This is a genomic window from Allobosea sp. P1_B10, from assembly GCF_056406735.1.
Genome location: NZ_JBFTZP010000002.1, coordinates 462,528 through 487,483, shown reverse-complemented (window position 1 = coordinate 487,483; position 24,956 = coordinate 462,528). Strand labels below are relative to the sequence as shown.

25 protein-coding genes and 1 other RNA gene are annotated in these 24,956 nt (G+C 66.3%); 11 read left to right on the top strand and 15 right to left on the bottom strand.

Going from position 1 to position 24,956, the window contains the following annotated elements; genetic code table 11:
- Positions 1 to 25: 25 nt before the first annotated feature.
- The 3 genes from AC1D2L_RS07065 to AC1D2L_RS07055 form a co-directional block, all read right to left on the bottom strand.
- Complete coding sequence (locus AC1D2L_RS07065) at positions 26 to 712, bottom strand: glutathione S-transferase family protein (protein WP_476845120.1); 687 nt, start codon at positions 710 to 712, stop codon at positions 26 to 28.
- Positions 709 to 1,416 (bottom strand): aspartate/glutamate racemase family protein, encoded by a 708-nt coding sequence (locus AC1D2L_RS07060; RefSeq protein ID WP_476845119.1) that lies wholly within the window; start codon positions 1,414 to 1,416, stop codon positions 709 to 711. Before AC1D2L_RS07060 ends, AC1D2L_RS07065 begins: the two co-directional genes overlap by 4 nt.
- Positions 1,417 to 1,544: 128 nt before the next feature.
- The gene (locus AC1D2L_RS07055; RefSeq protein WP_476845118.1) at positions 1,545 to 3,308 is read right to left on the bottom strand and encodes an acetolactate synthase 3 large subunit; all 1,764 of its coding nucleotides are present in this window, start codon (positions 3,306 to 3,308) and stop codon (positions 1,545 to 1,547) included.
- A gap of 353 nt (positions 3,309 to 3,661) precedes the next feature.
- Between AC1D2L_RS07055 and AC1D2L_RS07050 the strand changes: the two genes are divergently transcribed.
- Positions 3,662 to 5,122, top strand: a complete 1,461-nt coding sequence (locus tag AC1D2L_RS07050) for a GGDEF domain-containing protein (protein ID WP_476845117.1) — start codon at positions 3,662 to 3,664, stop codon at positions 5,120 to 5,122.
- A gap of 3 nt (positions 5,123 to 5,125) precedes the next feature.
- On the opposite strand, the gene miaA is transcribed toward AC1D2L_RS07050, so the two are convergent.
- A complete protein-coding gene (gene miaA / locus AC1D2L_RS07045) occupies positions 5,126 to 5,986 on the bottom strand; it encodes a tRNA (adenosine(37)-N6)-dimethylallyltransferase MiaA (protein WP_476845229.1) in 861 nt (286 codons plus the stop codon).
- An 83-nt stretch (positions 5,987 to 6,069) separates the two neighbouring features.
- On the opposite strand from miaA, the gene serB reads away from it, so the two are divergent.
- A complete protein-coding gene (gene serB, locus AC1D2L_RS07040; RefSeq protein WP_476845116.1) occupies positions 6,070 to 6,957 on the top strand; it encodes a phosphoserine phosphatase SerB in 888 nt (295 codons plus the stop codon).
- Positions 6,958 to 7,063: 106 nt separating this feature from the next.
- Here the strand turns inward: serB and AC1D2L_RS07035 are convergent, their stop codons facing one another.
- From AC1D2L_RS07035 to AC1D2L_RS07000, 8 genes are all read right to left on the bottom strand, one after another.
- Positions 7,064 to 7,405 (bottom strand): DHCW motif cupin fold protein, encoded by a 342-nt coding sequence (locus AC1D2L_RS07035; protein ID WP_476845115.1) that lies wholly within the window; start codon positions 7,403 to 7,405, stop codon positions 7,064 to 7,066.
- Positions 7,406 to 7,556: 151 nt separating this feature from the next.
- A complete protein-coding gene (locus tag AC1D2L_RS07030) occupies positions 7,557 to 9,101 on the bottom strand; it encodes a Do family serine endopeptidase (protein ID WP_476845114.1) in 1,545 nt (514 codons plus the stop codon).
- A gap of 207 nt (positions 9,102 to 9,308) precedes the next feature.
- Positions 9,309 to 9,497 carry a DUF2065 domain-containing protein gene (locus AC1D2L_RS07025; RefSeq protein ID WP_476845113.1) on the bottom strand — a complete coding sequence of 63 codons (189 nt, stop codon included), beginning with the start codon at positions 9,495 to 9,497 and terminating at the stop codon, positions 9,309 to 9,311.
- Positions 9,498 to 9,521: 24 nt separating this feature from the next.
- Positions 9,522 to 10,451, bottom strand: a complete 930-nt coding sequence (gene hflC, locus AC1D2L_RS07020) for a protease modulator HflC (RefSeq protein ID WP_476845112.1) — start codon at positions 10,449 to 10,451, stop codon at positions 9,522 to 9,524.
- A complete protein-coding gene (gene hflK / locus AC1D2L_RS07015; protein WP_476845111.1) occupies positions 10,448 to 11,614 on the bottom strand; it encodes an FtsH protease activity modulator HflK in 1,167 nt (388 codons plus the stop codon). The genes hflC and hflK overlap by 4 nt, the downstream gene beginning before the upstream one ends.
- 172 nt (positions 11,615 to 11,786) lie before the next feature.
- Positions 11,787 to 12,302, bottom strand: a complete 516-nt coding sequence (locus tag AC1D2L_RS07010; RefSeq protein WP_476845110.1) for a dihydrofolate reductase — start codon at positions 12,300 to 12,302, stop codon at positions 11,787 to 11,789.
- 3 nt (positions 12,303 to 12,305) lie between these two features.
- Entirely contained in the window at positions 12,306 to 12,788 is a 483-nt protein-coding gene (locus AC1D2L_RS07005) for an N-acetyltransferase family protein (protein ID WP_476845109.1), read from the bottom strand.
- Positions 12,785 to 13,594, bottom strand: coding sequence for a thymidylate synthase (locus AC1D2L_RS07000; RefSeq protein ID WP_476845108.1), 810 nt, complete (start codon positions 13,592 to 13,594; stop codon positions 12,785 to 12,787). Before AC1D2L_RS07000 ends, AC1D2L_RS07005 begins: the two co-directional genes overlap by 4 nt.
- A 170-nt stretch (positions 13,595 to 13,764) precedes the next feature.
- Between AC1D2L_RS07000 and AC1D2L_RS06995 the strand changes: the two genes are divergently transcribed.
- The 7 genes from AC1D2L_RS06995 to AC1D2L_RS06965 all read left to right on the top strand — a co-directional run bounded on the left by AC1D2L_RS06995 (position 13,765) and on the right by AC1D2L_RS06965 (position 17,511).
- The gene (locus tag AC1D2L_RS06995) at positions 13,765 to 14,079 is read left to right on the top strand and encodes a PepSY domain-containing protein (RefSeq protein WP_476845107.1); all 315 of its coding nucleotides are present in this window, start codon (positions 13,765 to 13,767) and stop codon (positions 14,077 to 14,079) included.
- A gap of 123 nt (positions 14,080 to 14,202) precedes the next feature.
- Positions 14,203 to 14,469, top strand: coding sequence for a hypothetical protein (locus AC1D2L_RS06990; RefSeq protein WP_476845106.1), 267 nt, complete (start codon positions 14,203 to 14,205; stop codon positions 14,467 to 14,469).
- Between the two features lie 27 nt (positions 14,470 to 14,496).
- Positions 14,497 to 14,904, top strand: a transfer-messenger RNA (tmRNA) gene (gene ssrA / locus AC1D2L_RS06985).
- Positions 14,905 to 14,970: 66 nt separating this feature from the next.
- Positions 14,971 to 15,612, top strand: a complete 642-nt coding sequence (locus AC1D2L_RS06980) for an SspB family protein (RefSeq protein ID WP_476845105.1) — start codon at positions 14,971 to 14,973, stop codon at positions 15,610 to 15,612.
- 79 nt (positions 15,613 to 15,691) lie between these two features.
- Complete coding sequence (gene fumC / locus AC1D2L_RS06975) at positions 15,692 to 17,086, top strand: class II fumarate hydratase (RefSeq protein ID WP_476845104.1); 1,395 nt, start codon at positions 15,692 to 15,694, stop codon at positions 17,084 to 17,086.
- A gap of 9 nt (positions 17,087 to 17,095) precedes the next feature.
- The gene (locus AC1D2L_RS06970) at positions 17,096 to 17,290 is read left to right on the top strand and encodes a DUF4169 family protein (RefSeq protein ID WP_476845103.1); all 195 of its coding nucleotides are present in this window, start codon (positions 17,096 to 17,098) and stop codon (positions 17,288 to 17,290) included.
- Positions 17,287 to 17,511 carry a ribbon-helix-helix domain-containing protein gene (locus AC1D2L_RS06965; RefSeq protein WP_476845102.1) on the top strand — a complete coding sequence of 75 codons (225 nt, stop codon included), beginning with the start codon at positions 17,287 to 17,289 and terminating at the stop codon, positions 17,509 to 17,511. Before AC1D2L_RS06970 ends, AC1D2L_RS06965 begins: the two co-directional genes overlap by 4 nt.
- A 220-nt stretch (positions 17,512 to 17,731) precedes the next feature.
- On the opposite strand, the gene AC1D2L_RS06960 is transcribed toward AC1D2L_RS06965, so the two are convergent.
- Both AC1D2L_RS06960 and AC1D2L_RS06955 read right to left on the bottom strand, forming a co-directional pair.
- Entirely contained in the window at positions 17,732 to 21,412 is a 3,681-nt protein-coding gene (locus AC1D2L_RS06960) for an AsmA family protein (protein WP_476845101.1), read from the bottom strand.
- A 118-nt stretch (positions 21,413 to 21,530) separates the two neighbouring features.
- The gene (locus AC1D2L_RS06955) at positions 21,531 to 22,973 is read right to left on the bottom strand and encodes an FAD-binding oxidoreductase (RefSeq protein WP_476845100.1); all 1,443 of its coding nucleotides are present in this window, start codon (positions 22,971 to 22,973) and stop codon (positions 21,531 to 21,533) included.
- Between the two features lie 253 nt (positions 22,974 to 23,226).
- Between AC1D2L_RS06955 and AC1D2L_RS06950 the strand changes: the two genes are divergently transcribed.
- The gene (locus tag AC1D2L_RS06950; RefSeq protein ID WP_476845099.1) at positions 23,227 to 23,790 is read left to right on the top strand and encodes a thioesterase family protein; all 564 of its coding nucleotides are present in this window, start codon (positions 23,227 to 23,229) and stop codon (positions 23,788 to 23,790) included.
- A 62-nt stretch (positions 23,791 to 23,852) separates the two neighbouring features.
- A complete protein-coding gene (locus AC1D2L_RS06945) occupies positions 23,853 to 24,134 on the top strand; it encodes a DUF427 domain-containing protein (RefSeq protein ID WP_476845098.1) in 282 nt (93 codons plus the stop codon).
- Here the strand turns inward: AC1D2L_RS06945 and AC1D2L_RS06940 are convergent, their stop codons facing one another.
- Positions 24,135 to 24,935, bottom strand: a complete 801-nt coding sequence (locus AC1D2L_RS06940) for a potassium channel family protein (protein ID WP_476845097.1) — start codon at positions 24,933 to 24,935, stop codon at positions 24,135 to 24,137.
- Positions 24,936 to 24,956: the final 21 nt, after the last annotated feature.

Here is a 24,956-nt window from a genome sequence, read left to right as displayed (position 1 = left end):
GTGAGCGGGAGATGATGGGATCAGGTTATTTGCGCAACTGGGCGATGGCGGGCTCATCGACCTCGTCATGCTCCACGACCCAGGGCTCGGACAGCCCGGCCGCGAGCCAGTCGCGATAGGCCGGCAGATCGAGCATTGCGCGCATATAGGTCGCCGATACCGGATCGACGGGGATCGCATAGGTGTCGAGCCGGGTCACGACCGGCGCGAACATGGCATCCGCGGCCGAGAAGGCGCCGAACAGGAAGGCGCCGCCCGCCTTGATGCCGAAGCGCTCGCGCGCCTCACGCCAGATCGTGCAGATGCGCGCGACGTCTCTTGCCACGCCCTCTCCCCGGTCCCGGGCTGCGTAGCGCTTGCCGAGGTTCATCGGGCAGGCGTTGCGCAGGGCGCCGAAGCCGCCATGCATCTCGCTGGCGATCGCGCGGGCATGGGCCCGCGCCGCGCCATCGCGCGGCCAGATGCCGTGATGGGGGTGTTTCTCATGGAGATACTCGGCGATCGCGAGCGTCTCCCAGACCGCGAACGGACCGTCGACCAATGTCGGGACGGTACCGCCGCTGCCCGGCGCATGCCGGAAGATCGTGTCCTTGAAGCCCGGCTGGTCGAGCAGGACCATGATCTCCTCGAAGGGCAGGCCCTTGGCGCGCATCAACAGCCAGGCGCGCAGCGACCAGGACGAGTAGCACTTGTTGCCGATCAGGAGCTTCATGCCGCAACGCTCTCGGCGTTCCCGAGGAAATCGAGTGCGGCTTCGACATGCAGCGCCGTCGTGTCGAACACCGGTATGCCGAAATCGGCCTGCGAGACCAGAAGCGTGATCTCGGTGCAGCCGAGGATGACGCCGTCCGCGCCCTGCTCGACCGCCTCGGCCACGATGTCGAGATAGCGCGCCTTGGAAGCCGGCGAGACCACGCCCCGGCACAGCTCCTCATAGATGATGCGATGAACCTCGCCGCGCTGGGCGGCATCGGGCACCAGCGTCTCGACGCCGAAGGCGGCCAGACGGTCGCGATAGAAGCGCTGCTCCATGGTGAAGCGCGTCGCCAGCAGCAGCGGCCGCCGCGACGGGCTGCGCTTGATCGCCTTGGCGGTGACATCGGCGAGATGCAGGAACGGCACGTTTGTGGCGGAGGTGATGCTGTCTGCCAGCTTGTGCATGGTGTTGGTGCACAACAGGATGCAGCCGACGCCGGCATTCTGGAGCCGCCGGGCACTGTCGGCGAGGATATTCCCCGCGGCATCCCAGTCGCCCTTGGCCTGCATCTCGGCGACCTCAGAGAAGTCGAGCGAGTGCAGCATGACGTCTGCCGAATGAAGGCCACCCAAGCGAGCCCGCACGCCCTCGTTGAGCAGGCGGTAATAGACCGCCGTCGACTCCCAGCTCATCCCGCCGATCAGGCCGATTGTCGTCATGGTCTTGCTCCGAAACATGGCACGGCGCTGCGCGTCATTGCGAGGAGCGCAGCGATTGAAGCAATCCAGGGGGCATCAAGCGCTGCCGGCTCTGGATTGCGTCGCTGCGCTCGCAATGGCGGAGTGCTTCAGACCAGCTGCTTGCCCTTGGCGTCGATGATCTCGCCGGTATCGCCTTCGAAATCGGGCAGGATCATCTCGTTATGCGCCTTGCCCGAGGGGATCATCGGGAAGCAGTTCTCTTGCTTCGCGACGAGGCAGTCGAAGATCACCGGCTTGGGACTGTCGATCATTTCCATGATCGCCGCGTCGAGCTGGGCGGGGTCGGAGCAGCGGATGCCATGCCCGCCATAGGCCTCGGCCAGCTTCACAAAGTCGGGCAGCGACTCCGAATAGCTCTCCGAATAGCGCCCGCCATGCAGCAATTCCTGCCACTGGCGCACCATGCCCATGTACTGGTTGTTCAGGATGAAGATCTTGACGGGCAGCCGGTACTGAACCGCCGTCGACATCTCCTGCATGTTCATCAGGATCGAGGCTTCGCCCGCGACATCGATGACCAGCGCCTTCGGATGCTTCATCTGCACGCCGATGGCGGCCGGCAGGCCGTAGCCCATGGTGCCGAGGCCACCGGAGGTCATCCAGCGGTTGGGCTCCTGGAATTGGAGATACTGCGCCGCCCACATCTGGTGCTGGCCGACCTCGGTCGTGATGTAGGTATCTCGATCCTTGGTCAGCGCATGCAGCCGCTCGAGCGCGTATTGCGGCTTGATGATCTCGCTCGAATTCTTGTAGCCGAGGCTGTTGCGGCCGCGCCAGCCGTCGATCTGCGCCCACCACGCAGCCAGCGCGGTCTTGTCGACCTGCGGCGAGGTTTCGCGCCAGATCCGGACCATGTCCTCCAGGACATGGGCGCAGTCGCCGATGATGCCGATGTCGATCTTGACGGTCTTGTTGATCGAGGAGGGATCGATATCGACGTGGATCTTCCGCGAACGCGGCGAGAAGCCGTCGAGACGCCCGGTGATGCGGTCGTCGAAGCGCGCGCCGATGTTGATCATGACATCGCAGTCATGCATCGCGAGGTTGGCCTCGTAGGTGCCGTGCATGCCCAACATGCCGAGCCACTGCTTGTCAGCGGCCGGAAACGCTCCCAGGCCCATCAGCGTCGAAGTCACGGGATAGCCTGTCAGGTGCGCCAGCTCGCGCAGCAACGCCGAGGCGTGCGGGCCGGAGTTGATGACGCCGCCGCCGGTATAGAAGACAGGCTTTTTCGCGGACGCGATCAGCTCGACGGCCGCCTTGATCTTGTTGAGGTCGCCCTTGACCGTAGGTCGATAGGTCTTGTGCTGGTTGTCGCGCGGACGGCTGTAGGAGCCCGTTGCGAACTGGATGTCCTTGGGGATGTCGATGACGACGGGACCGGGCCGACCATTGGCCGCGACGAAGAAGGCCTCGTGCAGGATGCGCGGCAGATCCGCGATGCTCTTCACCAGGTAGTTGTGCTTGGTACAGGACCGCGTGATGCCGACCGTATCGCACTCCTGGAAGGCGTCGGAGCCGATCAGATGTGTCGGGACCTGGCCCGTGATGACGACGATCGGGATCGAATCCAGCAGCGCATCGGTCAGGCCGGTGACGGCGTTGGTCGCGCCGGGGCCGGAGGTGACGAGCACGCAGCCGACCTTGCCCGGCCCCGAGCGGGCATAGCCCTCGGCGGCGTGAACCGCGCCCTGCTCGTGCCGCACGAGCACGTGCTTGACCTTGTCCTGCTGGAACAGCGCATCATAGATCGGCAACACCGCGCCGCCGGGGTAGCCGAACAGATGTTCGACGCCCTGATCCTGAAGCGCGCGGACGACCATTTCGGCTCCGGTCATCTTCTCGCTCATAACGCTCTCCTGCAGCAGATGGGGTAGCAAGTGGGTGGGGAAAAATCGGCAATAAAAAAGGCCCTCGGAGGGGCCTGAACATGCGCTGGCGTCGGGGACGCGCGGTTCTCTTGGAACCGGCCCCTACCAGCGCACCCGTACGATAATAAGCTTGCGCATAGCGAAATCCAAACCTTTGCGATGCCGGACGCTAGCCGAGGGCTTCGCCACGGTCAAGCGGGAATGCGCTGCTGGCCGGTCATCGCAGCCCATGCGCGATGGCAAGTCGAAGTTGCCGCAAATCGCCTGACCAAAGGGAACACTTTCTCAAGCGTCGCTGGTTACCGTGCGCGCCAGTCGGGGTCAGGTCGCTGATGTATCAGGAAGTTCACACCGAAAATATCGCGGAGCGTGCTCACGCGACAGAGGTCGGCGAATTGCTGCAACTCTACGCGCAGCATTGCGAAGCCGCCCCTGTCATTGATCACGAAGCCTTTGCAACCGCCATCATGCCGCGCTTCGGCGACGATGTGATGGTGATCGCCCCGACGGGCGACGGCGAGTACACCTATGTCTACTTCGGTGAGGAGCTCGCGCGGCAGCTGGGCGAGAACCGCCTAGGCAAGCGCACCTCGATCATGACCCCCGAGGTCGCGACCTTCACGGCGGCTTGCTACGCCCAGGCGCTGGCCGACGGCAAGCCGCTCTACACCGTCCACCGCTCGATGCGCTCCAGTGGCATATGCCTCTGGGAAAGACTGATCCTGCCGACGCAGAGGCGCGATGGCGGCCAACTTCTGATCGTGTTCGGCAGGGTGCTCCGTTTCCAGGAGGACCTGCTCACGGCGATCCTCCAGACCTCGACATCGGGGATCGTGGCGCTGCGCGCCATTCGCGACTCCGGCGGGCAGATCGAGCGCGCAGTGATCGTCACAGCCAACCAGCGCGCGGCTGCCATCGCCGGCCGGCCCGAGGACAACCTGCAGGACTGCGACGTTCGCGAGAGCTTGCCATTTCTGCGCGACGATGCGCTCTGGCAGCGCTGCCTTATCGCCATCGAATTGCGCCGCGCCGACATGATCGAGACTTCGTTCAGCCTCGACGGGCGCTTGACCTGGCTGCAGATCGCATTGGCGCCGCTGGGCGACGGGCTCGTGCTGACCATGACCGATATCTCGGAACTCATGGTCGCCAACCAGACCTTGCAGAGCCGTGCTGCGACGCTCGCCCTGGAGATCGGCAGGGAACGCGCTACGCGCCGGGCCCTCTCGCAGGAGATCGGCGAGCGCGAGGAGCGCGAACAGGAGCTCCGCCGCCTTGCCGATACCGATCCGCTGACCGCGCTTCTCAACCGGCGCTCCTTCGTCGAGCGAGCCAACGCCGAGATCGCGGCCTGCGCCGAGCGTGGCGAGAACACCGCGCTGATCATCGTCGATCTCGATCACTTCAAGAGTGTGAACGACAGCTATGGCCATGCGGCAGGTGATGCCGTGATCCGGGCTTTTGCCGATCTGCTTCTCGGCATGGTGCGGTCGCCACGCGATCTCGTCGGGCGTTTCGGCGGCGAGGAGTTCGCCGTCTTCCTGCCAGACGCTGGCAGCGCGGCGGCGCAGCGCATGGCGGAGCGGATCCAGAACGCGCTCTCGATGCGCGCCTTGCCGGTATCGGAGACGCTGGCGCTCGCGGTCTCCGCAAGCTTCGGGATCGCGACGCACCAGGCAGGCGAAAACTTCACCGCCTTCATCGAACGCGCCGACCGGGCGCTCTACAGCGCCAAGAATGACGGGCGCGACTGCATCAGGCTGGCCGAAGCCGTCCTGGCCGTGGCCGCCTGAGCCTCAGGCCGAGAGGTCAAGTGCGCGCAGGGCGGTCTCGAGCGCAACCTCGGGCGCGACAGCCTGCCAGTCCGGCATCTGGTGCCGGAACCAGGTGACCTGCCGCTTGGCGTAGGCGCGCGTGTCGGCCTGGCCGCGCGCGATCGCATCGGCGAGGGACAAGCCGCCATCGAGATGCGCGATCAGGCCCGGCACGCCATGGGCTCGCATCACCGGCAGCAGCGGGTCGAGCCGGCGCTCGTGCAGGCGTGCCACCTCGTCGAGCGCGCCCTCCCCCATCATGACCTCGAAACGGCGGTCGATACGCTCGCGGATGGCCTCGCGCTCGGGCATCACGAAGAGCTTGAGCAAGGGCAGCCCATCGAGCGGGCCGGGACGCCGCTCCCCGTGGAAACTCGAAAGCGAGCGCCCCGTGGCGATCATCACCTCGAGCGCCCGCATGATCCGCATCCGGTCGTTGGGCTTGAGCCTTTGCGCCGTCACGGGATCGCAGCCGGACAGCTCGGCATGCAGCGCCGGCGTCTCCAGCCCCTCGACCCGGTCGCGAAACGCCGTCCGTACGGCCTCTGGAACCGGCGGCATCTCCGAGAACCCCTCGGTCAGCGCCTTGAAATAGAGCCCGGTACCGCCGACCAGAACTGGCGTCGCCCCGCCGCGCTGCAGTTCAGCCAGGACTTGCCCGGCATCTTTGGCGTAGCGCATCGCGGAATAGTTCTCGCCGCCGTCGACATGGCCGTAGAGCCGATGCGGCTGGCCCGCCTCCTCCGCCGCGCTCGGCCTGGCGGAAAGCACCCTGAGATCGCGATAGACCTGCATCGAGTCTGCGTTGACGACGACGCCGCCGAGCCGACGCGCGATCTCCATGGCGAGCGCGGACTTGCCGCTCGCTGTCGGACCTGCGATGAGCACCGCGCCAAACGCCGCAGCTTTTTGATCCTCAGGTCTCGATGACACTCGTCGCCACGCTGGTTTCCGCCCATGGTCAGGCCCTTCTCAGCGATGCCCTGCTCGCCGGGCTGATGCAAGTCGTGCCGTCGTCGCGCCTAGTGCGGCTCGACGGCGAAATCGCCGCCGACCTCCTCACCGACGCGACAGACGCGCGCTGGCTCGAGGCCGAGCTTCGCCGCGCGCTCGACGACGCTGCGGTCGATATCATCGTCCAGCCGGAGGCAACCCGCCGGAAGGCGCTGTTCTTGGCCGATATGGATTCGACCATGATCGGCCAGGAATGCATCGACGAGCTTGCAGCCTATGTCGGCCTCAAGGACCTGGTGGCGGGGATCACCGAGCGCGCCATGCGCGGCGAGATCGCCTTCGAACCGGCGCTGCGCGAGCGCGTCGCCCTGCTGAAGGGTGTCCCGCTCAGCGTCGTCGACGAGATTATCTCCCAGCGCATCACGCTGACGCCTGGCGGCAGCGAACTGGTGCGCACGATGCGGGCCAATGGCGCCTACACTGCCCTCGTCTCGGGCGGCTTCACCGTGTTCACCGGGCCGATCAGCGCCACGATCGGCTTCGACGAGCACCGCTCGAACCTGCTTCTGGCCGAGGACGGAATTCTCACCGGCGTGGTCGCGGAGCCGATCCTGGGCAAGCAGGCCAAGCTCGATTCGCTGGTCGAGATGCGCGCGCGGCTAAACCTGTCGCCGGCGCAGACGCTGGCGGTGGGCGACGGCGCCAATGATCTCGCCATGCTGGGGGAAGCGGGGCTGGGCGTCGCCTTCCGTGCCAAGCCGGCAGTCGCTGCGGCCGCTGCGGCCCGGCTCGACCATGCCGATCTGACGGCGCTGCTTTATGCGCAAGGCTACAAGGGCGCCGACATCGTCCGCGCTTAAGACGCACCCAAAGCCGTCGTTGCGAGCGTGAGCGAAGCAAACCAGGACCAGCTGCGCTCTACGCCGCCTGGATTGCTTCGCTCACGCTCGCGATGGCGGCAACGCGCTAGTCGACGATGAACAGCTTTGCGCCCTTCGGCGCCGTCGAGCGGTGCGCCTCGGCCTGGTCGGCCACCTGATAGCTCATGCCCGGCTTCAGGACGAAGACGCGGCCGTCCTCCAGCGTCGTCTCAAGCTCGCCTTCGAGGCAGAGCAGGACGTGGCCCTTCGAGCACCAGTGGTCCGAGACGTAGCCCGGCGAATACTCGACCATGCGCACGCGTATCGGGTTCTCTGAGGGCCCAACCTTGCGCACGCGCCAGAGCGCCTCGCCAACCTCGCCGGCATGCCTCTCCGGCTCGACGCTCGCCCAGTCGGTCGTACCGAAGGGGATTTCGCTCATACGCATGATGTCTCTCCGTATCTCTGTGCCGGACGCTGGCATGGCACGGCAGGCCGCGCCAACGCATCCCTTGCATGAGCGCCCTCGGACGGCGCGACGACATGAAAAAGGGCGACCACAAGGGCCGCCCTTTTCGCATAAATCCGCCCGGAAGCGATCAGTTCATCGCCACAGCGACGAAGCGAACCTCGCCCTGCGCGTTGGAGACCAGAAGGAGCGCCGACTTCTTGCCCTCCTTCTTCAGCGCATCGAGCCGCTTGGTGACGTCCTCGGGGCTGTTTACAGGCTCCTGGCCGACCTCGACGATCAACTCGCCGACCGAAATCCGCTTGTCGGCGGCGTTCGAATTGGCATCGACCTTGGTGATGATGACGCCCTTCGTGCCCTCCTTGATCGAGTAGCGCTTCTTGAGCTCCTCGGTCTGCGGCGAGAATTCGAGGCCGAGCGCGGTGGTCACGGCGGGCTTGGCAGGCTCTGCGGGGGTCTTGGACGACGCCGGCTGGACCTTCTCGCCGTCCTCAAGGCGGCCGAGCTTGACCGTCTTGACCTCTTCCTTGCCCTTCCGCATCAGCGTGACCGGCACGTCCTTGCCGACCGGCGTGGAGGCGACGATGCGCGGCAGGTCGCGGGAATCCTTGACCTCCTTGCCGTCGAACTTGGTGATCACGTCGCCGATCTCGAGGCCTGCGGGCTTGCCCGGGCCCTTGTCGTCGACGCCGGCGATCAGCGCGCCACGCGCGGTACCCAGGCCAAGAGCCTCGGCGGTCGCGTCATCGACGCTCTGGATGCGCACACCGAGCCAGCCGCGGCGGGTCTCGCCGAATTCGCGCAGCTGCTCCACGATGTTGGTGGCAAGCGAGGACGGCACGGCAAAGCCGATGCCGACCGAGCCGCCGGTCGGCGACAGGATCGCCGTATTGATGCCGATCACCTCGCCGGCCATGTTGAACAGTGGCCCGCCCGAATTGCCTTTGTTGATGGCCGCATCGGTCTGGATATAGGTGTCGTACGGGCCCTGGCTGATATCGCGGTTGCGTGCCGAGATGATGCCCGACGAGACCGAGCCGCCCAGGCCGAACGGGTTGCCGATAGCCATCACGGGATCGCCGATACGCATCGCGTCGGAATCGCCGAACTTCACGGCAGGAAGCGGCTTGTCGTGCTTCACCCGCAGCACGGCGAGATCGACCTTGGCATCCTTGCCGATGACCTCGGCCTTGAGGCGCAGGCCGCTGCCGAAGATCACGGTGATCTCGTTGGCATCGCCGATGACGTGGTTGTTGGTGACCACGATGCCCGAGGCATCGATCACGAAGCCCGAACCCGCCGACTGCGAGCGGCGCTGCTGCGGCGCCTGGCGCTCGCCCTGCTGTCGTTCGCCGGGCTGGCCCTGCCCCTGCTGACCCTGGCCGCGACGGTTGAAGAATTCCTCGAACAGATCGCCGAAAGGCGTATCGGGGCCGAGTTGCGGCAGCTGGGGCAGCGTGCGGCCGCGCGTATCGCTGGTCGTGACCGCCGAGATGTTGACGACCGCGGGCATGACCCGGTCGACAAGATCGGCGAGAGAGGTCTGGCCGGTCAGCAGCGGCGTGTTGGCCTGAACCGGCGCAAACGCGGGCGCACCGAGCAGCGACAGGCAGGCGACGCCGGTCACGAGTGCGGTGCGCGCGGTGCGAGAGGCTGTAACGGATTTCAGTGCCATCTGTGTCCTCGTCGAATGAATGTCTGAGCCGATCGAAGCGGCGTGAACGCTAGGTGAGATTGAACCTCAAATTGCGGCGGAAGGGCGACGCACAATCGCGTCATCATGCCCGATCCCGGCGCCGGCGACCAAGTCGCCTCGACGTCCTGCCGGCGGTGGCTTGAAGACTTCGCGGCGCGCGGAGGCCTTCGGCCATCCACTGCTTCGCTAGAGCCCTCGCGCAAGCCAGACCAGGACCACGCCGATGACGGCCGATCCCAGTCCGATCAGGCGCATCCGGTCGACTGGTGTCTCCGCGGCACTGCGAAGGGCGTCCTTCGCGAGATTGGGCACTGCCGCGAACAATATGCCCTCGATGGCGAATACGAGCCCGAGTGCCGCGATGAAATCAAGCATGCGCGGACGCCCGGGCTCGTGGGATCAAGGTTGGGCAGGCGTCGCCGGCGCAGGCGCCGACGTCGTCTCGCCTGCGGGGCGCCGTGCCTGCGGTCCATTGAAGAACCGGAAGAACGGCGTATCGGGAGACAGGACCATGCGCGTGTCGCCCGGCTTGATGCTGGCCTCATAGGCCTGCATCGAGCGGTAGAACGCGAAGAACTCCGGATCCTTGCCGAAAGCCTCGGCGAAGACCTTGTTTCGCTCGCCTTCACCCTCGCCTCGGATCTCGTCGGAGCGGCGCTGGGCCTCTGCGACGATCACAGTCGAGTCCCTGTCGGCGCGGGCGCGGATTTCCTGGGCCTGCTGACCACCGAGCGCGCGGGCTTCCGCCGCCTCCCGCTGGCGTTCGGTTTGCATGCGCTGGAACACCGCAGCCGAGTTGGCCCCCGGCAGATCGACGCGGCGCAGCCGGACGTCGACGACCGTCATGCCGAAGCGCGCGGCCTCGCGGTTCACCTCGTCGCGGATGCGGTTCATCAGGCGCGAGCGATCGGTGCGCACCATGGCGGTGAAGGACGCCTCGGCGAGTACGCTGCGGACCGTACCATTGACGATCGAGGCCAGCTGCGAGTTTGCGCGCGGGATGTTGTTGACCGCCTGATAGAAGCGCAGGGGATCGGAGATCTTGTAGCGCGTGAAGGCATCGACCACGAGACGCTTCTGGTCCGAGGCGATGATTTCCTGCGAGGGAAGATCGAGATCGAGGATGCGGTTGTCGAGATAGGTCACGGTCTCGAACGGCGCCGGGAGCTTGAAATACAGGCCCGGCGTAGTCGAGATCGTGCGAACCCGCCCGAACTGCAGGACGATGGCCGATTGCGTCTGCTGGACCACATAGGTGCCGGCATAGAACAGGACGGCGACGATGCCGACGGCGATGAGCGCGCCGACGCGCAGGATGGAACCGTTCATCGGGTGCCTCCCGCCTGCGGAGCGCCCGGAGCCTGACGGCGAGGCTGCTGGAGTTCGGTCAGCGGCAGATAGGGCACGACGCCCTGGCCGCCATTCTTCTGATCGATGATCACTTTATCCGTTCCACCCAGCACGCGCTCCATCGTCTCGATGAACAACCGTTCGCGAGTGACGCCTGGCGCGTTCTTGTACTGCTCATACACCGCATTGAAACGGCTGGCCTGACCGAGAGCTTCTGCCACAGTCTGGTCCTTGAAGGCTTCGGCTGCCTGCACCAGCTGGGCCGAACGACCGCGGGCCTCGGGCACGACCCGGTTGGCGTAGGTCTGCGCTTCGTTGCGCAGGCGCTCCTGGTCGGCGCGGGCCGCCTGGACGTCGCGGAAGGCGTCGATGACCTGCTGCGGCGGGTCGACCTTCTGTAGCTGGACGAGGCGGATCTGCACGCCCGCCTTGTAGCTGTCGAGCGTCTCCTGCATCAGCTGGCGCACTTCAGTCTCGATCGCGCCGCGATCGGTCGTCAGCACGGGCTGGATGTTGCGACGACCAATGACCTCGCGCATCGCGCTTTCGGCTACGGCTTTGACGGTGCCTGCGGGATCCTGGATGTTGAATACGAAGTTCTCCGGAGCGACCGGGTCGATCTGCCACTGTACGATGACGTCGACGTCGACGATGTTTTCGTCACCGGTCAGCATCAGGCTTTCCTCGGTCACATCGGTCTGGCGCGAGGTGCGCACGGACTCGACGGTTCGGAAACCGACTTCTGTGGTGATAACGTTTGTGACCGTAGGCTTGATCACGCTGCCGATCGGATAGGGCCAGTTCCAGTTCGCGCCTTCGCCGGTCTTGCCGACGAACTTGCCGAAGACGATGTTCAGGCCGACCTCGTTGGGCCGAACGAAATAGACGCCTGTCGCGGCCCAGATCACGAGCAGAACCAGGACGCCGAGAAGCAGGCTGCGCCCGCCGAGATTGCCGCCGGGCATGAAGTTCTTGAGCCGGTCCTGGCTGCGCCGAAGGATCTCTTCGAGATCGGGCGGGCTGCCGCCTCCGCTCCCGTTAGAACCGCCACCGCCGCCCCAAGGGCCACCGCCGCCACTTCCTCCGCGCTGGCCCCAGGGTCCCCCCCCATTGCCGCCGCCGCTCTGGTTGCTCCAAGGCATACTTGTGACGTTCCCTTGCGTTCGTGTCAGGCCGTGCAATAGGCGAATGCCGGCCGTTTGTCAGCGTCCTTGCGGACCCGTGGCGCTGAGTTGGGCATGGGACACGGATTCGTCAACGGCGCAAACGGTTCATCGTGAACGGAAAATCCCTTTTCTCGGCTGAATCCGGCTCTCACGCGCGGCGGCTAAACGTCGCGAATGTGAACGGATATTCATCATCGGCACTGCGGGGATGGTCCTCCCGCGCCGTCTCCTCGAACGCCGACCGGTCCCAATCGGGGAAGGTGGCATCGCCTTCCGGCTCGCCATGAACCAGCGTCAACTCCAGCCGGTGGACGCTCGGCAGGGCCTGCGCATAGATCTCCGTGCCCCCTCCGATGATGACGGAATGAGCCCCCATCGCGCCACCGATGCGCTGGCCCATCTCCATCGCGGCGTCGAACCCATGTGCGACGTGGGCGCCGTCTGCCGCGAAACCCTGGTCGCGGGTCAGCACGATGGTTTCGCGTCCCGGCAGCGGCTTGCCGATGGAGAGGAAGGTCTTGCGGCCCATGATGATAGGGCAGCCCGTCGTCAGCCGGCGGAAATGTCTGAGATCGGTCTTCAACCGCCAGATCAGCTTGTTGTCGTTGCCGATGACGCCATTGTCGGCGACAGCCGCGACGAGGACGAGGGGCAGACCCGCCATGCCTCAGCTCTCCTGCGCGAGGCGCGTCAGCGCATCGCCATCGAGCCGCTTCACAGTCCATTTGTCCTGCGCCTTGGCGCCGATCGAGCGGTAGAAAACCCGCGAGGGCTCGTTCCAGTTCAGCACCCACCAGGCCAGCCGCGGCAAGCCTTCCGCGACGCAGCGCTTGGCCAGCCCGGCGATCAGAGCCTTGCCGATACCGCGCCCGCGCTGCTCCGGCCGGACATAGAGGTCCTCGAGCCAGATGCCGTGCCGGCCGCTGAACGTCGAATAGGTGTAGAACCAGACCGCGAAGCCGACCGGCTCGCCGTCCCACTCGGCAATGTCGCAGAAGGCGCGCGGATTGGCGCCAAAAAGCGCCTCCGCGATCTCGGCATCCGTCGCCACGACCTCATGCGACAGCTTTTCGTAGTCGGCCAGTTCCTTGATGAAGGAGAGGACGAGGCCGGCCTCGTCGGGCCGGGCAGAGCGGATCGCGTAACTCATATGGCAATCGGCGCCTTGATCGCGGGATGGGGGTCGTAGCCTTCGATCATGACATCCTCGAACGAAAAATCCTCCAGCCGCGTGACGGCCGGATTGAGGTTGAGCCGGGGCAGCGGCCGCTGCTCGCGCGAGAGCTGCAGCCGCGCCTGGTCGAGATGGTTCACATAGAGATGCGTGTCGCCAAAACTGTGCACGAAATCGCCGACCTGCAGCCCGGTGACCTGCGCAACCATATGCGTCAGCAGCGCATAACTCGCGATGTTGAAGGGCACGCCCAAGAACACGTCGGCCGAGCGCTGATAGAGCTGGCAGGACAGCTTCGCCGGCCCCTCGCTCGATGGCTGGACAAAGAACTGGAACAGGCAGTGGCACGGTGCCAGCGCCATCTTCGGGATATCGGCGGGGTTCCAGGCCGTGACGATCAGTCGGCGCGAGTCCGGGTTGCGTTTGATCTCGTCAACGAGCCAGGCGATCTGGTCGATCGTCTGGCCGTCAGGCGCAGGCCAGGAGCGCCACTGACTTCCGTACACAGGTCCGAGGTCGCCATTGGCGTCGGCCCATTCGTCCCAGATCGTGACGCCGTTCTCCCGGAGATAGCGCACATTCGTATCGCCGCGCAGGAACCAGATCAGCTCGTGGATGATCGATTTCAGATGCAGCTTCTTCGTCGTCACCAGGGGAAAGCCCTCCGAGAGATCGAAGCGCATCTGGTGGCCGAAGACGGCAAGCGTGCCGGTGCCCGTGCGGTCATCCTTGCGGACGCCTTCGTTCAGCACGCGTTGGAGCAGGTCGTGATACTGGCGCATGGCGAATCCTGGAAAAGCGCATCGACCATAGCCGGTACGCTCGAAAAACGCGCGCCCCCTCCCTGAGGCATCCCCGGCTTTCTCTGGCGGGGCGGGCCCGCGCTACGGCCGGAACAATGCCATGGCCGCCCGGTTTCCTCCGCAAGTCATAGCGAAGGAGACATAGCATCATGCCCTTTCACAGGATGACACGTGCCCTGGCGTTCTCTGCAGCTCTTGCCGGCAGCGTGACGCTTGCCTCTGCCCAGGCGCCAACGCCCATCCAGCCGGGCCCGCCCGCCATCTCGATGGAGGAGGCGCGTCGCATCGCAAGCGAGAATGGCGTGATCCGGATCGAGGAGATCAAGCTGGACGACGGCAAGTGGGAGATCGAGGGCCGCGACAGCGCCGGTGCCGAGATCGAGATAAACCTGCGCGCCAGCGACGGCGTGGTGATCAAGATGGAACGCGACCGCCCCGCGTCGGCCGGCACCACGCGCCCATGACGACGCTTAGCCGCTCGCGAGATTGCGAAGTGGCGTGATGCAGGGACAGCCCCGCACGCCACAGGAAGTGCCACATTCCTGGTGTCTCTGAGCCTCAGGACAGAGTGCTTCCAGAGGCCGACCATGCATTTTCAGGGAACGATCGTCGGGCTGATGTTCACCGTGACGCTGACCGGGGCGGCCTTGCCGTCCTCGACCGAGCCGCGCCCGGCAAACCACGCCCCCAGCGTCAGCGAGCGCGTCGCGCGCGATATCGCCTGGAGTTTCGGGATCGTCAGGATCGATGAAATCGCACTCGCTGGCGCGCGCTGGGAGATCGCCGGGCACGATCAGGACGGCAATGAGCGCCAGATCGACATCAGCGCCTATGACGGCCGCATTCTAAACTGACGATCTCCACCAGAATTCGCGCCATCCTCTCTTTCCCCGCGCGCTCGCTGCCCCTATATTCGGCTTGCCACTCGCAAGAGCGGCTATGGCGATAAACGGACGTCGAAATAAGCTTTTCGGACCCGGGGGCGGTACCCGGCGCCTCCACCACAGCCCTGCTGCATCTCGCAACGGGGCTCTTGATTGCGCAAGCGATGAGGGACCTGCCGTCTGGCGGCAGGGCTGCGGCGGGGGCGAAATAGGATCGACGAGGGTGTAAAGGCCGTTCTTTTGCTCGGTATGGTTCCGCCGTTATAGGGCTAACGCATAGTTGCCAATGACAACAATGCTCGGGTCGCTGTCGCCGCGTAAGCGGTGCTGGTTCCCAAACCTAAGTCCTTCCGTTTAGCGACGTAAGGCGGGGCTCGGAGGCGCCTGGCAACAGAAGCCTCCACTTTTTTCTCAAGGGCATGCCGGCCGTTCCCGCCGGAGCTGGTAAAGCGGAATCGGATCATCGACACGATGACAAAGGACATTCTTCGCTACGACCTCATGGTGCAGGAGGCACTGAAGGGCGTCGTGCGCAAGATTCTCAGTGACGCCGGCCGCGACGGCCTGCCTGGCGAGCATCATTTCTACGTCACCTTCAAGACCACGGCGCCCGGTGTGCGCATGTCCTCGCGCCTGCGCGAAAAGCATCCCGAAGAGATGACGATCGTTCTCCAGCACCAGTTCTGGGACCTGAACGTCAGCGACCACTCCTTCGAGGTCGGCTTGTCCTTCTCCGGCGTTCCCGAGCGCCTGCTGGTGCCGTTCGATGCGATCACCACGTTCTTCGATCCGTCAGTGCAGTTCGGCCTGAAGTTCGAGAACCAGGACGCGGCCGATGCTGCCTCGGCCGACGAGGCCGCGCCGGCTGGCGCCAAGCCGCGTGGTGCGGGCTCGGAGCCCAGCGTGGCACCGGCTGCTCCCGTGGCGCTGCCTGCCAAGGTGAAGCCCGCTGGCGTGCCTGCCCTCAAGCTCAAGCAGCCTGCCGAGCGCGACGGCGATGCTGACGCCAAGCCAGCGGCAAAGGAAACCGATACGGACTCCAACGCGACCACCGGAGACGAGACGGGCAGCGCCCAGGTCGTCAGCCTCGACGCCTTCCGCAAGAAGACCTGAGCACAAGAAGATCTGAGCCGACAGAGCTCACAAGGCCGCGCAGGAGCGTCATCCCTCCCCTCTGCCAGGAATACCCGCGATGAGCGACAGCCGCACCGAAACGGATTCCTTCGGGCCCATCGCGGTGCCGGCCGATCGCTACTGGGGCGCGCAGACGCAGCGCTCGCTCGAGAATTTCCGCATCGGCGGCGAGCGCGAGCGCATGCCGCTGCCGCTGGTCCACGCACTGGTCCTGGTGAAAAAGGCGGCCGCCCGCGTCAATGCCGGGCTGGGACTCATCGAGCCGCGCGTGGCGGGGGCAATCGAACAGGCGGCTGATGAGGCGCTCAGCGGGAAATTCGACACGCATTTCCCCCTGGTGGTCTGGCAGACCGGCTCGGGCACGCAAAGCAACATGAACGCCAACGAGGTCCTGGCCAACCGCGCCAATGAGATTTTGGGCGTCGGCCTCGGCGCAAAGAGCCCGGTTCACCCTAACGACCACGTCAATCGCGGCCAGTCCTCGAACGATTGCTTCCCAACCGCGATGCATATCGCCGCGACGCTGGAGATAACCCAGCGCCTGCTGCCGGCGCTGCGCAGGCTCCAGCAGGCGCTCGCGGACAAGGCCGAGGCCTATACCGACCTCGTCAAGATCGGCCGCACCCATCTGCAGGACGCGACGCCGGTCACGCTCGGCCAGGAATTCTCCGGCTATGCCACGCAGCTCCAGCTCGGCATCGCCCGCATCGAGGCGACTCTTGGCGACCTCCAGGCCCTGGCGCAGGGCGGCACCGCCGTCGGCACCGGCCTCAATACCCATCCCGCCTTCGCCGGGCGCTTCGCCAGCGAGGTCGCTGCGCTGACAGACCTGCCCTTCCGCTCCGCGGAGAACAAGTTCGAGGCGCTGGCGAGCCATGGCGCGATGGCGAGCGGACACGGCGCGCTGGCAGCCCTCGCCTCCGACCTGTTCAAAATCGCCAACGACATCCGCCTGATGGGTTCGGGCCCGCGTTCGGGCCTCGGCGAGATCAGCCTGCCCGAAAACGAGCCCGGCTCGTCGATCATGCCCGGCAAGGTCAACCCGACGCAGGCCGAGGCGCTGACGATGGTGGCCTCCCAGGTTCTCGGCAACCAGACCACGATCGGCTTCGCCGCCAGCCAGGGCCATTTCGAGCTCAACGTCTTCAAGCCCGTCATCGCCAGCGCGTTCCTGCAATCGGTCCGGTTGCTGGCCGACGCCGCCGACAGCTTCCGCAGCAACTGCGTCGAGGGCATCGAGCCCAACCGCGATCGCCTCACCGAGCTGCTCTCGCGCTCGCTGATGCTGGTCACCGCGCTGGCCCCGGCGATCGGCTACGACAAGGCCGCGTTGATCGCGAAGTCGGCCCACCACAACGGCACGACCCTGCGCGAGGAGGCTCTGCGCGCCGGCGTGGCGGCCGAACTGTTCGACGCAACCGTGAAGCCCGAGCTTATGCTCGGGCCGGCCTGAGGCAGGGCTGTGGCCGAGATCATCAACCTCCGCCGCGCCCGCAAGCAGCGCACGCGGCAGGACGCCGAGGCGAAAGCCGAGCAGAACCGCATCAGCTTCGGACGGACCAAGGCCGAGCGTACGCTAATCGAGGCTGAACGCGACAAGGCGGCCCGCGAACTCGACGGGCATCGCCTGCGCGGCGAGGACGACAAGTCCCGATGAGTACCGAGCGCAAGCGCTCGCTCTCGATCGCTGGCCATCGCACCAGCGTCTCGCTGGAGGATGCGTTCTGGGAGGGGCTGAAGCAGATCGCGGCTCTCCAACAGCGCACGCTGGCGTCCGTGATCGCCGAGATCGATTCCCGCCGCGGCGACAACAATCTGTCATCGGCGTTGCGCCTGCATGTGCTGGCCCATTATCGGACGCTTGCAGGCGAAGGCTGAAGTGCCCGTAACCTAGCCGGCATTCCGTCGGATTGCCCGAGCGGAGTCGGTGCGGCTCGGCACTGCCCTACCCATGACCCAACGCCCTTGGCAAAAATCCAGGCTCCTCCGCCGGCTTCTCTGGATTCAGGCGCACGGATACTTCTGCGATCTTTCAATGATTTGCAGCATTAACTTGAATCAACGGATGATCACGTTGAATCAACCTGTCAACGACGCTTCAGTTCGGCTGGCTGCTGCGTGAGAGCGGTCGCGGGATCGACTGGATATCGAGCGGTGGCGCCAATGGAGGGGCCGCCCTCCGGTTCGCGTCCTCGATGACCTCGCGAGGCGCGCTCGGCAGAACCAGCGGGCCCGGCTGAGGCGCCCGCTCCGCGGCTGCCCGCTCGGCCACCGCCCGCGCGCGTTCGGCCCTCAACTCGGCTTCTATGCGACGGCGAATTTCCTGCTCCTGCCGCTGCTCGTCGGCACGCTTGGCCTCCTCGGCCCGGCGCTCCTCGGCCACGCGACGTGCCTCTTCCACGCGCCGAAGCTCCTCGGCCCGCTTGTCCTCGGCAAGCCGCCGCGCCTCTTCGGCCCGCCTCGCGTCCTCGATGCGCTTTTCCTCGGCTCGCCGCGCCTCCTCGGCGCGCTTCTCCTCGGCAATACGGCGCTCTTCCTCGGCTTTCAAGAATTCTGCTAGCTTGCGTTCGTTCTCTCGCGTCTCGCGCTCGGCCCGCAGCCGGCGCGAATTCGCCGCCCGCTCGCGGGCATCGGCTTCGAACGCCTCGACCCGCTCGATCTCGCGTGCCAGTGCCCGCGCCGCCACGGCATTGGAGAGCGCCCCGACATCGGTCTCGCGCTGCAGATTGGTCAGCGGCCCGCGCCAGGCGACGACCACCTGCGGCGCGTCGGTGGGCCAGCCCTTCGGCAGAGGGCCCAGCGGGCGCAGGCCAAGCCTGACATCGGCGCTGAAGGCGCGCAGATCGACCAGCCCGCTCGCCTCGGCGCGCAGACCGTTACGCTGGAAGCTCAGCGGCTGCAGCCGCGCCAGACCGCCCGCCAGAGTGAACGGCAGGGCGATGTCGCCAAGCGGCCAGGCAGCCTGATCCAGTGCCTTGCCGAGACGCTCCTGCAAGCGCGCCGCCTCGCTTTCCGAGGCATCCTCGCCCGTGGCGTCGATCAACCGCGAATAGGCGTTCGGATCGAATCTCGCGAGGCTCGCGCCGTTCAGCTGCAGAGCGCCGGAGCCCCCGAGCCCGGCGATCAACCGCGCCGGGCTTTCGCCGGAACCGCCAGCCTCGAGCTGGCCCGAGAGCTTGCCGCCAAGCGCGCCCTTCGTGATCGTGCCGAGATCGAGCTGCGCCAGCCCGATCCGGCCGGTGAGCTGACCGAGCCCACCCTCGCGCCGCAAAGCGACGCGCCCGCTGATCTGGCCACCGGCATAGGCGGCGGTTAGGTCGTCGATGCCGGCCCCGTCGCGGTCGGCGCGTAGCGCGAAACGCGCCCCGTTCAGGCTCGCGCCTTCTGCCACGACCAGCGTGCCGGCCTCGATCGACAGCTTGAGATCCCCGAGCGGCGGCGTCTGCCCGAAACGGACAGTCGACCAGCCAGCGCCGGCCGCTGCCGGTCCAGCCCCCAGCACACCGCCGAGCACGGCACGCAGGTCGACGCTGGGCAGGACGAGGCGCCCCGAAACACCGCCCTCACGCGCCAGAGCGAGGGAACCGCGAGCGCCCGTCGCACCGAGATTGACGACGATGTCGTCGAGCGAGACGGCCTCGCTGGTAATCGCGACCTTGGCGTTGGCGTCGAAAAGCGCATCGGGCAGCAGCCGCGCCGGCCCATCGGGCAGGATCTGGCCGGGCCGGTCGGCCTGTACGGTCAGGCGCCCCGCCGCCGCGCCCGTGCCTTCCAGAACCACCGACAATCCCGTCCCGGCGAGAGAGCCCGCAAGCCGTTCGGGGCGCTGCTCGAGCGTCAGTCGTCCGGGCCCGCCCAACTGCGGCTGCGGCAGGCCGAGCGCCGCGAACACCTGCCGGCGCTCGGTCAGGTCGAAGCGCAGGGATGCGCTGCTCCAGACACCGGCCTTGTCGATGCGCCCGTCCAGAGCGAGCTTGCCCGCCTGTGCCGTGCCCTCGACCGAGACCGCCGTCTCGGCGCTGGCGGCGCGCGTCAGACGAAAGCTCGCATCGAGCCGCGCCAGCCCGTCGCCCACGCGACCCAGCGCCTGCCGCACGCTGTCGGGCAGGACCGGACCGGCAAGCGCGGCCAGCGTCTCGAAGCGCGGCGCGCGGACACGGCCGGAAATCTCCCCGCCCTCAGCGAGCAGCGTCCCGTTGCCGGTGACGCCAATGCCGCCGAAACCGTCGATGGCGAGCCGGCTCAGGCGCCAGACTGCGCCCTCGCGACGCAGATCGAGACTGGCCGAGCCAGGCGGGGCATTGCGATAACGCGCATTGTTGAGGGCGAGATCGAGGGCGAGATCGCGGCCACCGACCAGCCCGGAAAAGCTCTCGGCGGGCGGCAGCGCCGACAGGTCGAGCCCGCTCAGCGCGAGCCTAGCCGCGAGCCGCTCGGGCATGATGTCGCCGGATCCCTCCAGCCTGATCCCGGAGCTTCCGGTCACCAGCAGGCGCTCGAACGCGATGCGCCCGCCATCCCAGGCTCCGACAGCGTCGGCATCGATGCGCCCGAGCCCCGCGATCAGATCCGCCAGGGCGGCATCGAGACCCGCGCGCCCGAGCACCAGCGCGACGCGGCGCGAATCCTCCGCCTTGAGGTTGAGGCGCCCGGCGACGCCCTTGGCGTCGATGGCCCCCGACGCACCCAGCAGCGCTCCGGCGACCCGCACCGAGGCGTTGGCATCGCTCAGGCCGAGATCGTCGAGCCTCCCACGCAGGCTGAAGGCGGAAAAGTCCTCGCCGCGCCATATCACCTGGTCGAGGTCGAGGCTGACGTCGAAGTTGCCAGGCAGCGCGGTGAGCGCATGGGCAAAGCCGGCACGATCGGCAAGTGCGTCGGAGAGCGCGTCGACATCCAGCCGGCGCGCCCGCAGTGCCAGCGTGCCCGTGCCGCCATCGGGGCGATACTGGCCCTCGCCTTCCAGCTTGGCCGCGCCACCGGCGATATCGAGGACGAGGCCCGAGAGATCGAGCTGGCGGCTGCCGCCATTGACGCGTCCGGTCAGCGCCACCGCGCCGCCCGGGGCCAGCGTGAACGCACCTTCGAGACCGAGCCCGACAGCGTCGCCCCCCGCAGCGAGCCGGAAATTTCCATCGAAGCCGAGCTGAAGCGCCTCGCCCGTGAGCGAGGCCTTGGCGCGCAGCCGACCATCGGGCTCGATCACCCCGGTCGATACGCGCAGCGAGGTGCCCGCGACCTCCCCCTCGACGCGCCACGGCCCCTCGAGGCTGACTGCGGAGAGCTCCGCCGCGATCGGCGCCAGCGTCACCGGCGCCTTGCCGGGTTCGCGCCAGACAAGCGCGGAGCGTCTGATGCTGACCTGATCGAGGCTGGTCTGCGCCGGCAAGCCCGAACTGGACCGCATCGGGAGTTGCAGGGCGCCGTGCGCGTCGAGCACCGCATTCAGCGTAGCTCCCTCGGCAGCGGCGTGGGAGAATCGGAACTCGCCGCGAGCGAGCGCAGCCAAGGCCAACTCGACCGTGACCTGCTCGATCGTTGCGGAGCTCCGCGCTCCATCGACCGCCCCGACCCGCACAGCCCCGAGCGACAGGCGCGGAGACGGCAGGAGCCGTAGCGAAATCCCGCCGGCCACGCTGGTCTCGACGCCGAGCGCCGTGCTCAGCCTTGCCTCGATCTGCGGCCTGTAGGCACGCCAGTCGACGAAGCCCGGCCCGATCAGGGCAGCGAGCAGGATCGCGACCAGCAGGCCAGCCAGGACTGTCAGCGTCTCACGCACCGTCGGGAATGATCCTCATATGTCTCATCGCGCCGTGATCATGCCGCCAGGTCGCGGCAAGATCACGACATTTCCATCGCTTCAGAGCGCCAATTACAGGGGAGCGGGCCCGAACGCCCTACCCCATCGGCAGCATCTTGCCGGGGTTGAGGATATTGCGCGGGTCGAGCGAGCGCTTCAGCAGCCGCATCACCTCGACGGCCGCGACACCATGCTCGGCCTCGAGATATTTGCCCTTCTTCTGGCCGAGGCCGTGCTCGCCGGTGCAGGTGCCGCCCATGGCGAGCGCGCGCTTGACCAGCCGGTCGATGAAGCCCTGCACCAGCGCGACCTCTTCCGGGTTGTTCAAATCCATCAGCGGCTGCGTGTGGAAATTGCCGTCGCCGACATGGCCGGCGATCGGCGCCAGGAGGCCCATCTCCGCGATATCGGCCTTGGTTGCCTCGACGCAGGCCGCGAGCTGCGAGATCGGCACGCAGACATCGGTCGCGACCGAGTTGAAGCCGGGGCGCAGCGCCTTGGCCGCCCAGTACGCGTCATGACGCGCCTGCCAGAGCTTGGTCCGATCTTCCGCCTTTGTCGCCCAATCGAACGGTCCGCCGCCGAACTCCGCCGCGATCTCGCCGAAGCGCTCGGCCTGTTCCTTCACACCGGCTTCCGAGCCGTGGAACTCGACGAACAGCATGGTGGTCTCGGGCAGGCCGAGCTTGGAATGCAGGTTGACGCCGCGGATCATGACGTCGTCCATCAACTCGATGCGCGCCACCGGCAGGCCGGTCTGGATCGTCACGATCGTGGCGTCGCAGGCCGCCTTCACCGAGGGGAACGGGCAGACGCCCGCCGAAATTGCCTCGGGGATGCCGTGCAGCTTCAGCGTGATCTCGGTGATGACACCGAGCGTGCCTTCCGAGCCGACGAGCAACCGCGTCAGGTCGTAGCCCGCCGAGGTTTTGCGCGCGCGGGCGGAGGTTTTGACGATCGAGCCGTCGGCCATCACCGCGGTCAGGGCCAGCACATTGTCCTTCATCGTGCCGTAGCGCACCGCATTGGTGCCCGAGGCGCGGGTCGCCGCCATGCCACCGATCGAGGCATCGGCGCCGGGGTCGATGGGGAACATCAGGCCCTGGTCGCGCAGATGCTCGTTGAGTTCCTTGCGAGTGACGCCCGCCTCGACGACACAGTCGAGATCCTCAGTGTGGACCGCGATGATGCGCTTCATCTGGCTCAGGTCGATGCAGACGCCGCCATAGGGCGCATTGACGTGGCCCTCCAGCGAGGTGCCCGTGCCATAGGCGATGACCGGCACGCCATGCTCGGCGCAAAGCTTGACGATCTCAGACACTTCGACAGTGGTTTGCGGGTAAACGACCGCATCCGGCGGCTGGTTGGCGATCCAGGTCAGCGTGTGGCCGTGCTGCTCGCGCACCGCGAGGCTGGTGACGAGCCGGTTGCCGAACGAGGCCGCTAGGGCGCCCGTGACCGCTGCGATCGCCTCGGAAGACGGCGGGAGCGTTGCGGCGGAAGCGGGTGCGTCATGAGGTAACGGGGCAGCCTTGCTCATTGTCATCATCCAATTTTGGCGCTTAACTTATGTTTGAACGATTTCGCAAGACCGCGCGTTAGAAGCGTACGGTCTCGTGAACTTGTCACCGTTTTCCAGTCCGACGCGACCGGAGACAAGCCCGGCCAACGCATGGCGGACCATGCAGCCGGGAACATGCAGGCAAAGGATGGACGGTGGCAATGGCGCCGCGGACATTCGGCCTTTCGACCATCGGCGAGCCGCGAGGGCGCGCCTAGAGCAGGAGGCGGCCATGAAAGACGAAATCCGCGCTCCGGCGTTGTTCTTTGCCCCTTTCGTATCCTCGGCGATGCGGGTCGAGCCGGAATGGATCGACAGGAACGGCCATCTCAACATGGCCTTTTACCATGTCCTGTTCGACCGTGCGGTCGACGAGGTCTTCTCTGTCGTCGGGCTCGACGAGGACTATCTGAACACGCGGCACGCCTCGACCTTCACCGCGGAATGCCATGTGCTCTACAAGCGCGAGCTCACAGAAAGCGACGTTGTCCGCGTCACCGCGCAACTCGTCGCATTCGACGACAAGCGGCTGCATTATTATCTCGAGATGCGCCATGCCAACGAAGGCTGGCTCGCCGCGACCAGCGAGAACATGTCGCTGCATGTCGACATGCTCAACCGCAAGGTGACGCCCTTCCCCGCCGACATCCTGGCCAATCTCGCCTTGATGAAGGCAGCGCACAGCATGATGCCGTTGCCAGCCACAATCGGCCGCATCATCGGGATGCCCAAGAAGACAGCCATCACGATGGAAAGCGTGGGTGCTGCCACGCACGAGGCCGAAACGCGCCACTGAGCGAGAACGTTTCGGCTGCCATGAGAACAGGTCGTCGAGACGGCGCTCTCAGGAGGCACGGCATGGTCAAGGCCACATGGAACGGCACGGTGATCGCGGAGTCCGATGACACAGTCGTCGTCGAGAACAACCACTATTTTCCCCGCGACGCCGTCAGGACCGATCTGCTCCGGCCCAGCGAGACGACCTCGGTCTGCGGTTGGAAAGGCCTGGCGAACTATTATTCGCTCGTCGTCGACGGCCGGGAGAATCCTGACGCAGCCTGGTTCTATGCCGATCCGAAAGAGGCCGCCGCTGGCATCAAGGGCCGGATCGCCTTCTGGAAAGGCATTCAGGTCGGCTGATCAGTCGTCGTGGTCGGGGATCTTCAAGATGTGACCGCAGGCCTTGCAGTGCACGGCGTCGGGGTCATGCCGCTGCAGCGCGCATTCAGGGCACGGAAAGGTCACCTTGTCAGGGCGGAACACCGCTTGCGCCAACCGCACGAACAGCGAGATGCCGACGATCATGACGCAGATCGACGTCAGCTTCCCGGCGATCCCCGGCAGGGTAACGTCGCCGAACCCCGTCGTGGTCACGGTGGCGACCGTGAAATACAGGGCCTCGACATAGCCCGCGAGCCCCGAGGCATCGCGGAAGAAGAAGCTGTAGACGAAGCCGGTGACCACGAAGAGAAAGGTCGCGAGATTGATCAGCGCCCGCGAGATGTCCTCCCAGCCGCGATAGCGCGTCACCCGCAGCTGATCCCAGATCAGCCTGCGCTGCGAGAACGACCACAACCTCAGGATCCGCAGGAACCCGAAATTCTCCAGCCATTGCGGCGCCAGCAGCGTCGCCAGGATGAACAGGTCCAGGATTGTGCTTGGCTGGCGAAGGAAGCGCCAGGAGTTCGAAGCGCCCAGCAGCCGCGCGATGATCTCTGCGGCCACGATCGCTGCCACCGCATAGTCGATCCAGAGGAAATTCGGCCGGTCGCGGATCAGTGGCGTGGCGATGAAGAAGGCGATGATCAGCAGGTCGACGATGATGATCGCGAACTGGAAGCGCACCGCCGCCAGGGAGCGCCCGTGATAAAGCTGCCGAAGCCGATCGCACAGGCGGTCGACGCCGCGCCGATCGCTCGCCTTCTGCGGTATCTCATCCATCATCGCGTGGTAGCATGCGGC

Coding starts and splice junctions, on each gene's coding strand:
- AC1D2L_RS07055 (WP_476845118.1), bottom strand. CDS start 3,308: ATGAGCGAGAAGATGACCGGAGCCGAAATGGTCGTCCGCGCGCTTCAG.
- AC1D2L_RS06990 (WP_476845106.1), top strand. CDS start 14,203: ATGCATTTTCAGGGAACGATCGTCGGGCTGATGTTCACCGTGACGCTG.
- AC1D2L_RS06945 (WP_476845098.1), top strand. CDS start 23,853: ATGGTCAAGGCCACATGGAACGGCACGGTGATCGCGGAGTCCGATGAC.
- AC1D2L_RS07010 (WP_476845110.1), bottom strand. CDS start 12,302: ATGGCGGGTCTGCCCCTCGTCCTCGTCGCGGCTGTCGCCGACAATGGC.
- fumC (WP_476845104.1), top strand. CDS start 15,692: ATGAGCGACAGCCGCACCGAAACGGATTCCTTCGGGCCCATCGCGGTG.
- AC1D2L_RS07035 (WP_476845115.1), bottom strand. CDS start 7,405: ATGCGTATGAGCGAAATCCCCTTCGGTACGACCGACTGGGCGAGCGTC.
- AC1D2L_RS07000 (WP_476845108.1), bottom strand. CDS start 13,594: ATGCGCCAGTATCACGACCTGCTCCAACGCGTGCTGAACGAAGGCGTC.
- hflC (WP_476845112.1), bottom strand. CDS start 10,451: ATGAACGGTTCCATCCTGCGCGTCGGCGCGCTCATCGCCGTCGGCATC.
- AC1D2L_RS07005 (WP_476845109.1), bottom strand. CDS start 12,788: ATGAGTTACGCGATCCGCTCTGCCCGGCCCGACGAGGCCGGCCTCGTC.
- AC1D2L_RS06940 (WP_476845097.1), bottom strand. CDS start 24,935: ATGGATGAGATACCGCAGAAGGCGAGCGATCGGCGCGGCGTCGACCGC.
- AC1D2L_RS07050 (WP_476845117.1), top strand. CDS start 3,662: ATGTATCAGGAAGTTCACACCGAAAATATCGCGGAGCGTGCTCACGCG.
- AC1D2L_RS06955 (WP_476845100.1), bottom strand. CDS start 22,973: ATGAGCAAGGCTGCCCCGTTACCTCATGACGCACCCGCTTCCGCCGCA.
- hflK (WP_476845111.1), bottom strand. CDS start 11,614: ATGCCTTGGAGCAACCAGAGCGGCGGCGGCAATGGGGGGGGACCCTGG.
- AC1D2L_RS06980 (WP_476845105.1), top strand. CDS start 14,971: ATGACAAAGGACATTCTTCGCTACGACCTCATGGTGCAGGAGGCACTG.
- AC1D2L_RS07060 (WP_476845119.1), bottom strand. CDS start 1,416: ATGACGACAATCGGCCTGATCGGCGGGATGAGCTGGGAGTCGACGGCG.
- AC1D2L_RS07030 (WP_476845114.1), bottom strand. CDS start 9,101: ATGGCACTGAAATCCGTTACAGCCTCTCGCACCGCGCGCACCGCACTC.
- AC1D2L_RS07065 (WP_476845120.1), bottom strand. CDS start 712: ATGAAGCTCCTGATCGGCAACAAGTGCTACTCGTCCTGGTCGCTGCGC.
- AC1D2L_RS06995 (WP_476845107.1), top strand. CDS start 13,765: ATGCCCTTTCACAGGATGACACGTGCCCTGGCGTTCTCTGCAGCTCTT.
- serB (WP_476845116.1), top strand. CDS start 6,070: ATGACACTCGTCGCCACGCTGGTTTCCGCCCATGGTCAGGCCCTTCTC.
- miaA (WP_476845229.1), bottom strand. CDS start 5,986: ATGGAGATCGCGCGTCGGCTCGGCGGCGTCGTCGTCAACGCAGACTCG.
- AC1D2L_RS07025 (WP_476845113.1), bottom strand. CDS start 9,497: ATGCTTGATTTCATCGCGGCACTCGGGCTCGTATTCGCCATCGAGGGC.
- AC1D2L_RS06950 (WP_476845099.1), top strand. CDS start 23,227: ATGAAAGACGAAATCCGCGCTCCGGCGTTGTTCTTTGCCCCTTTCGTA.
- AC1D2L_RS06965 (WP_476845102.1), top strand. CDS start 17,287: ATGAGTACCGAGCGCAAGCGCTCGCTCTCGATCGCTGGCCATCGCACC.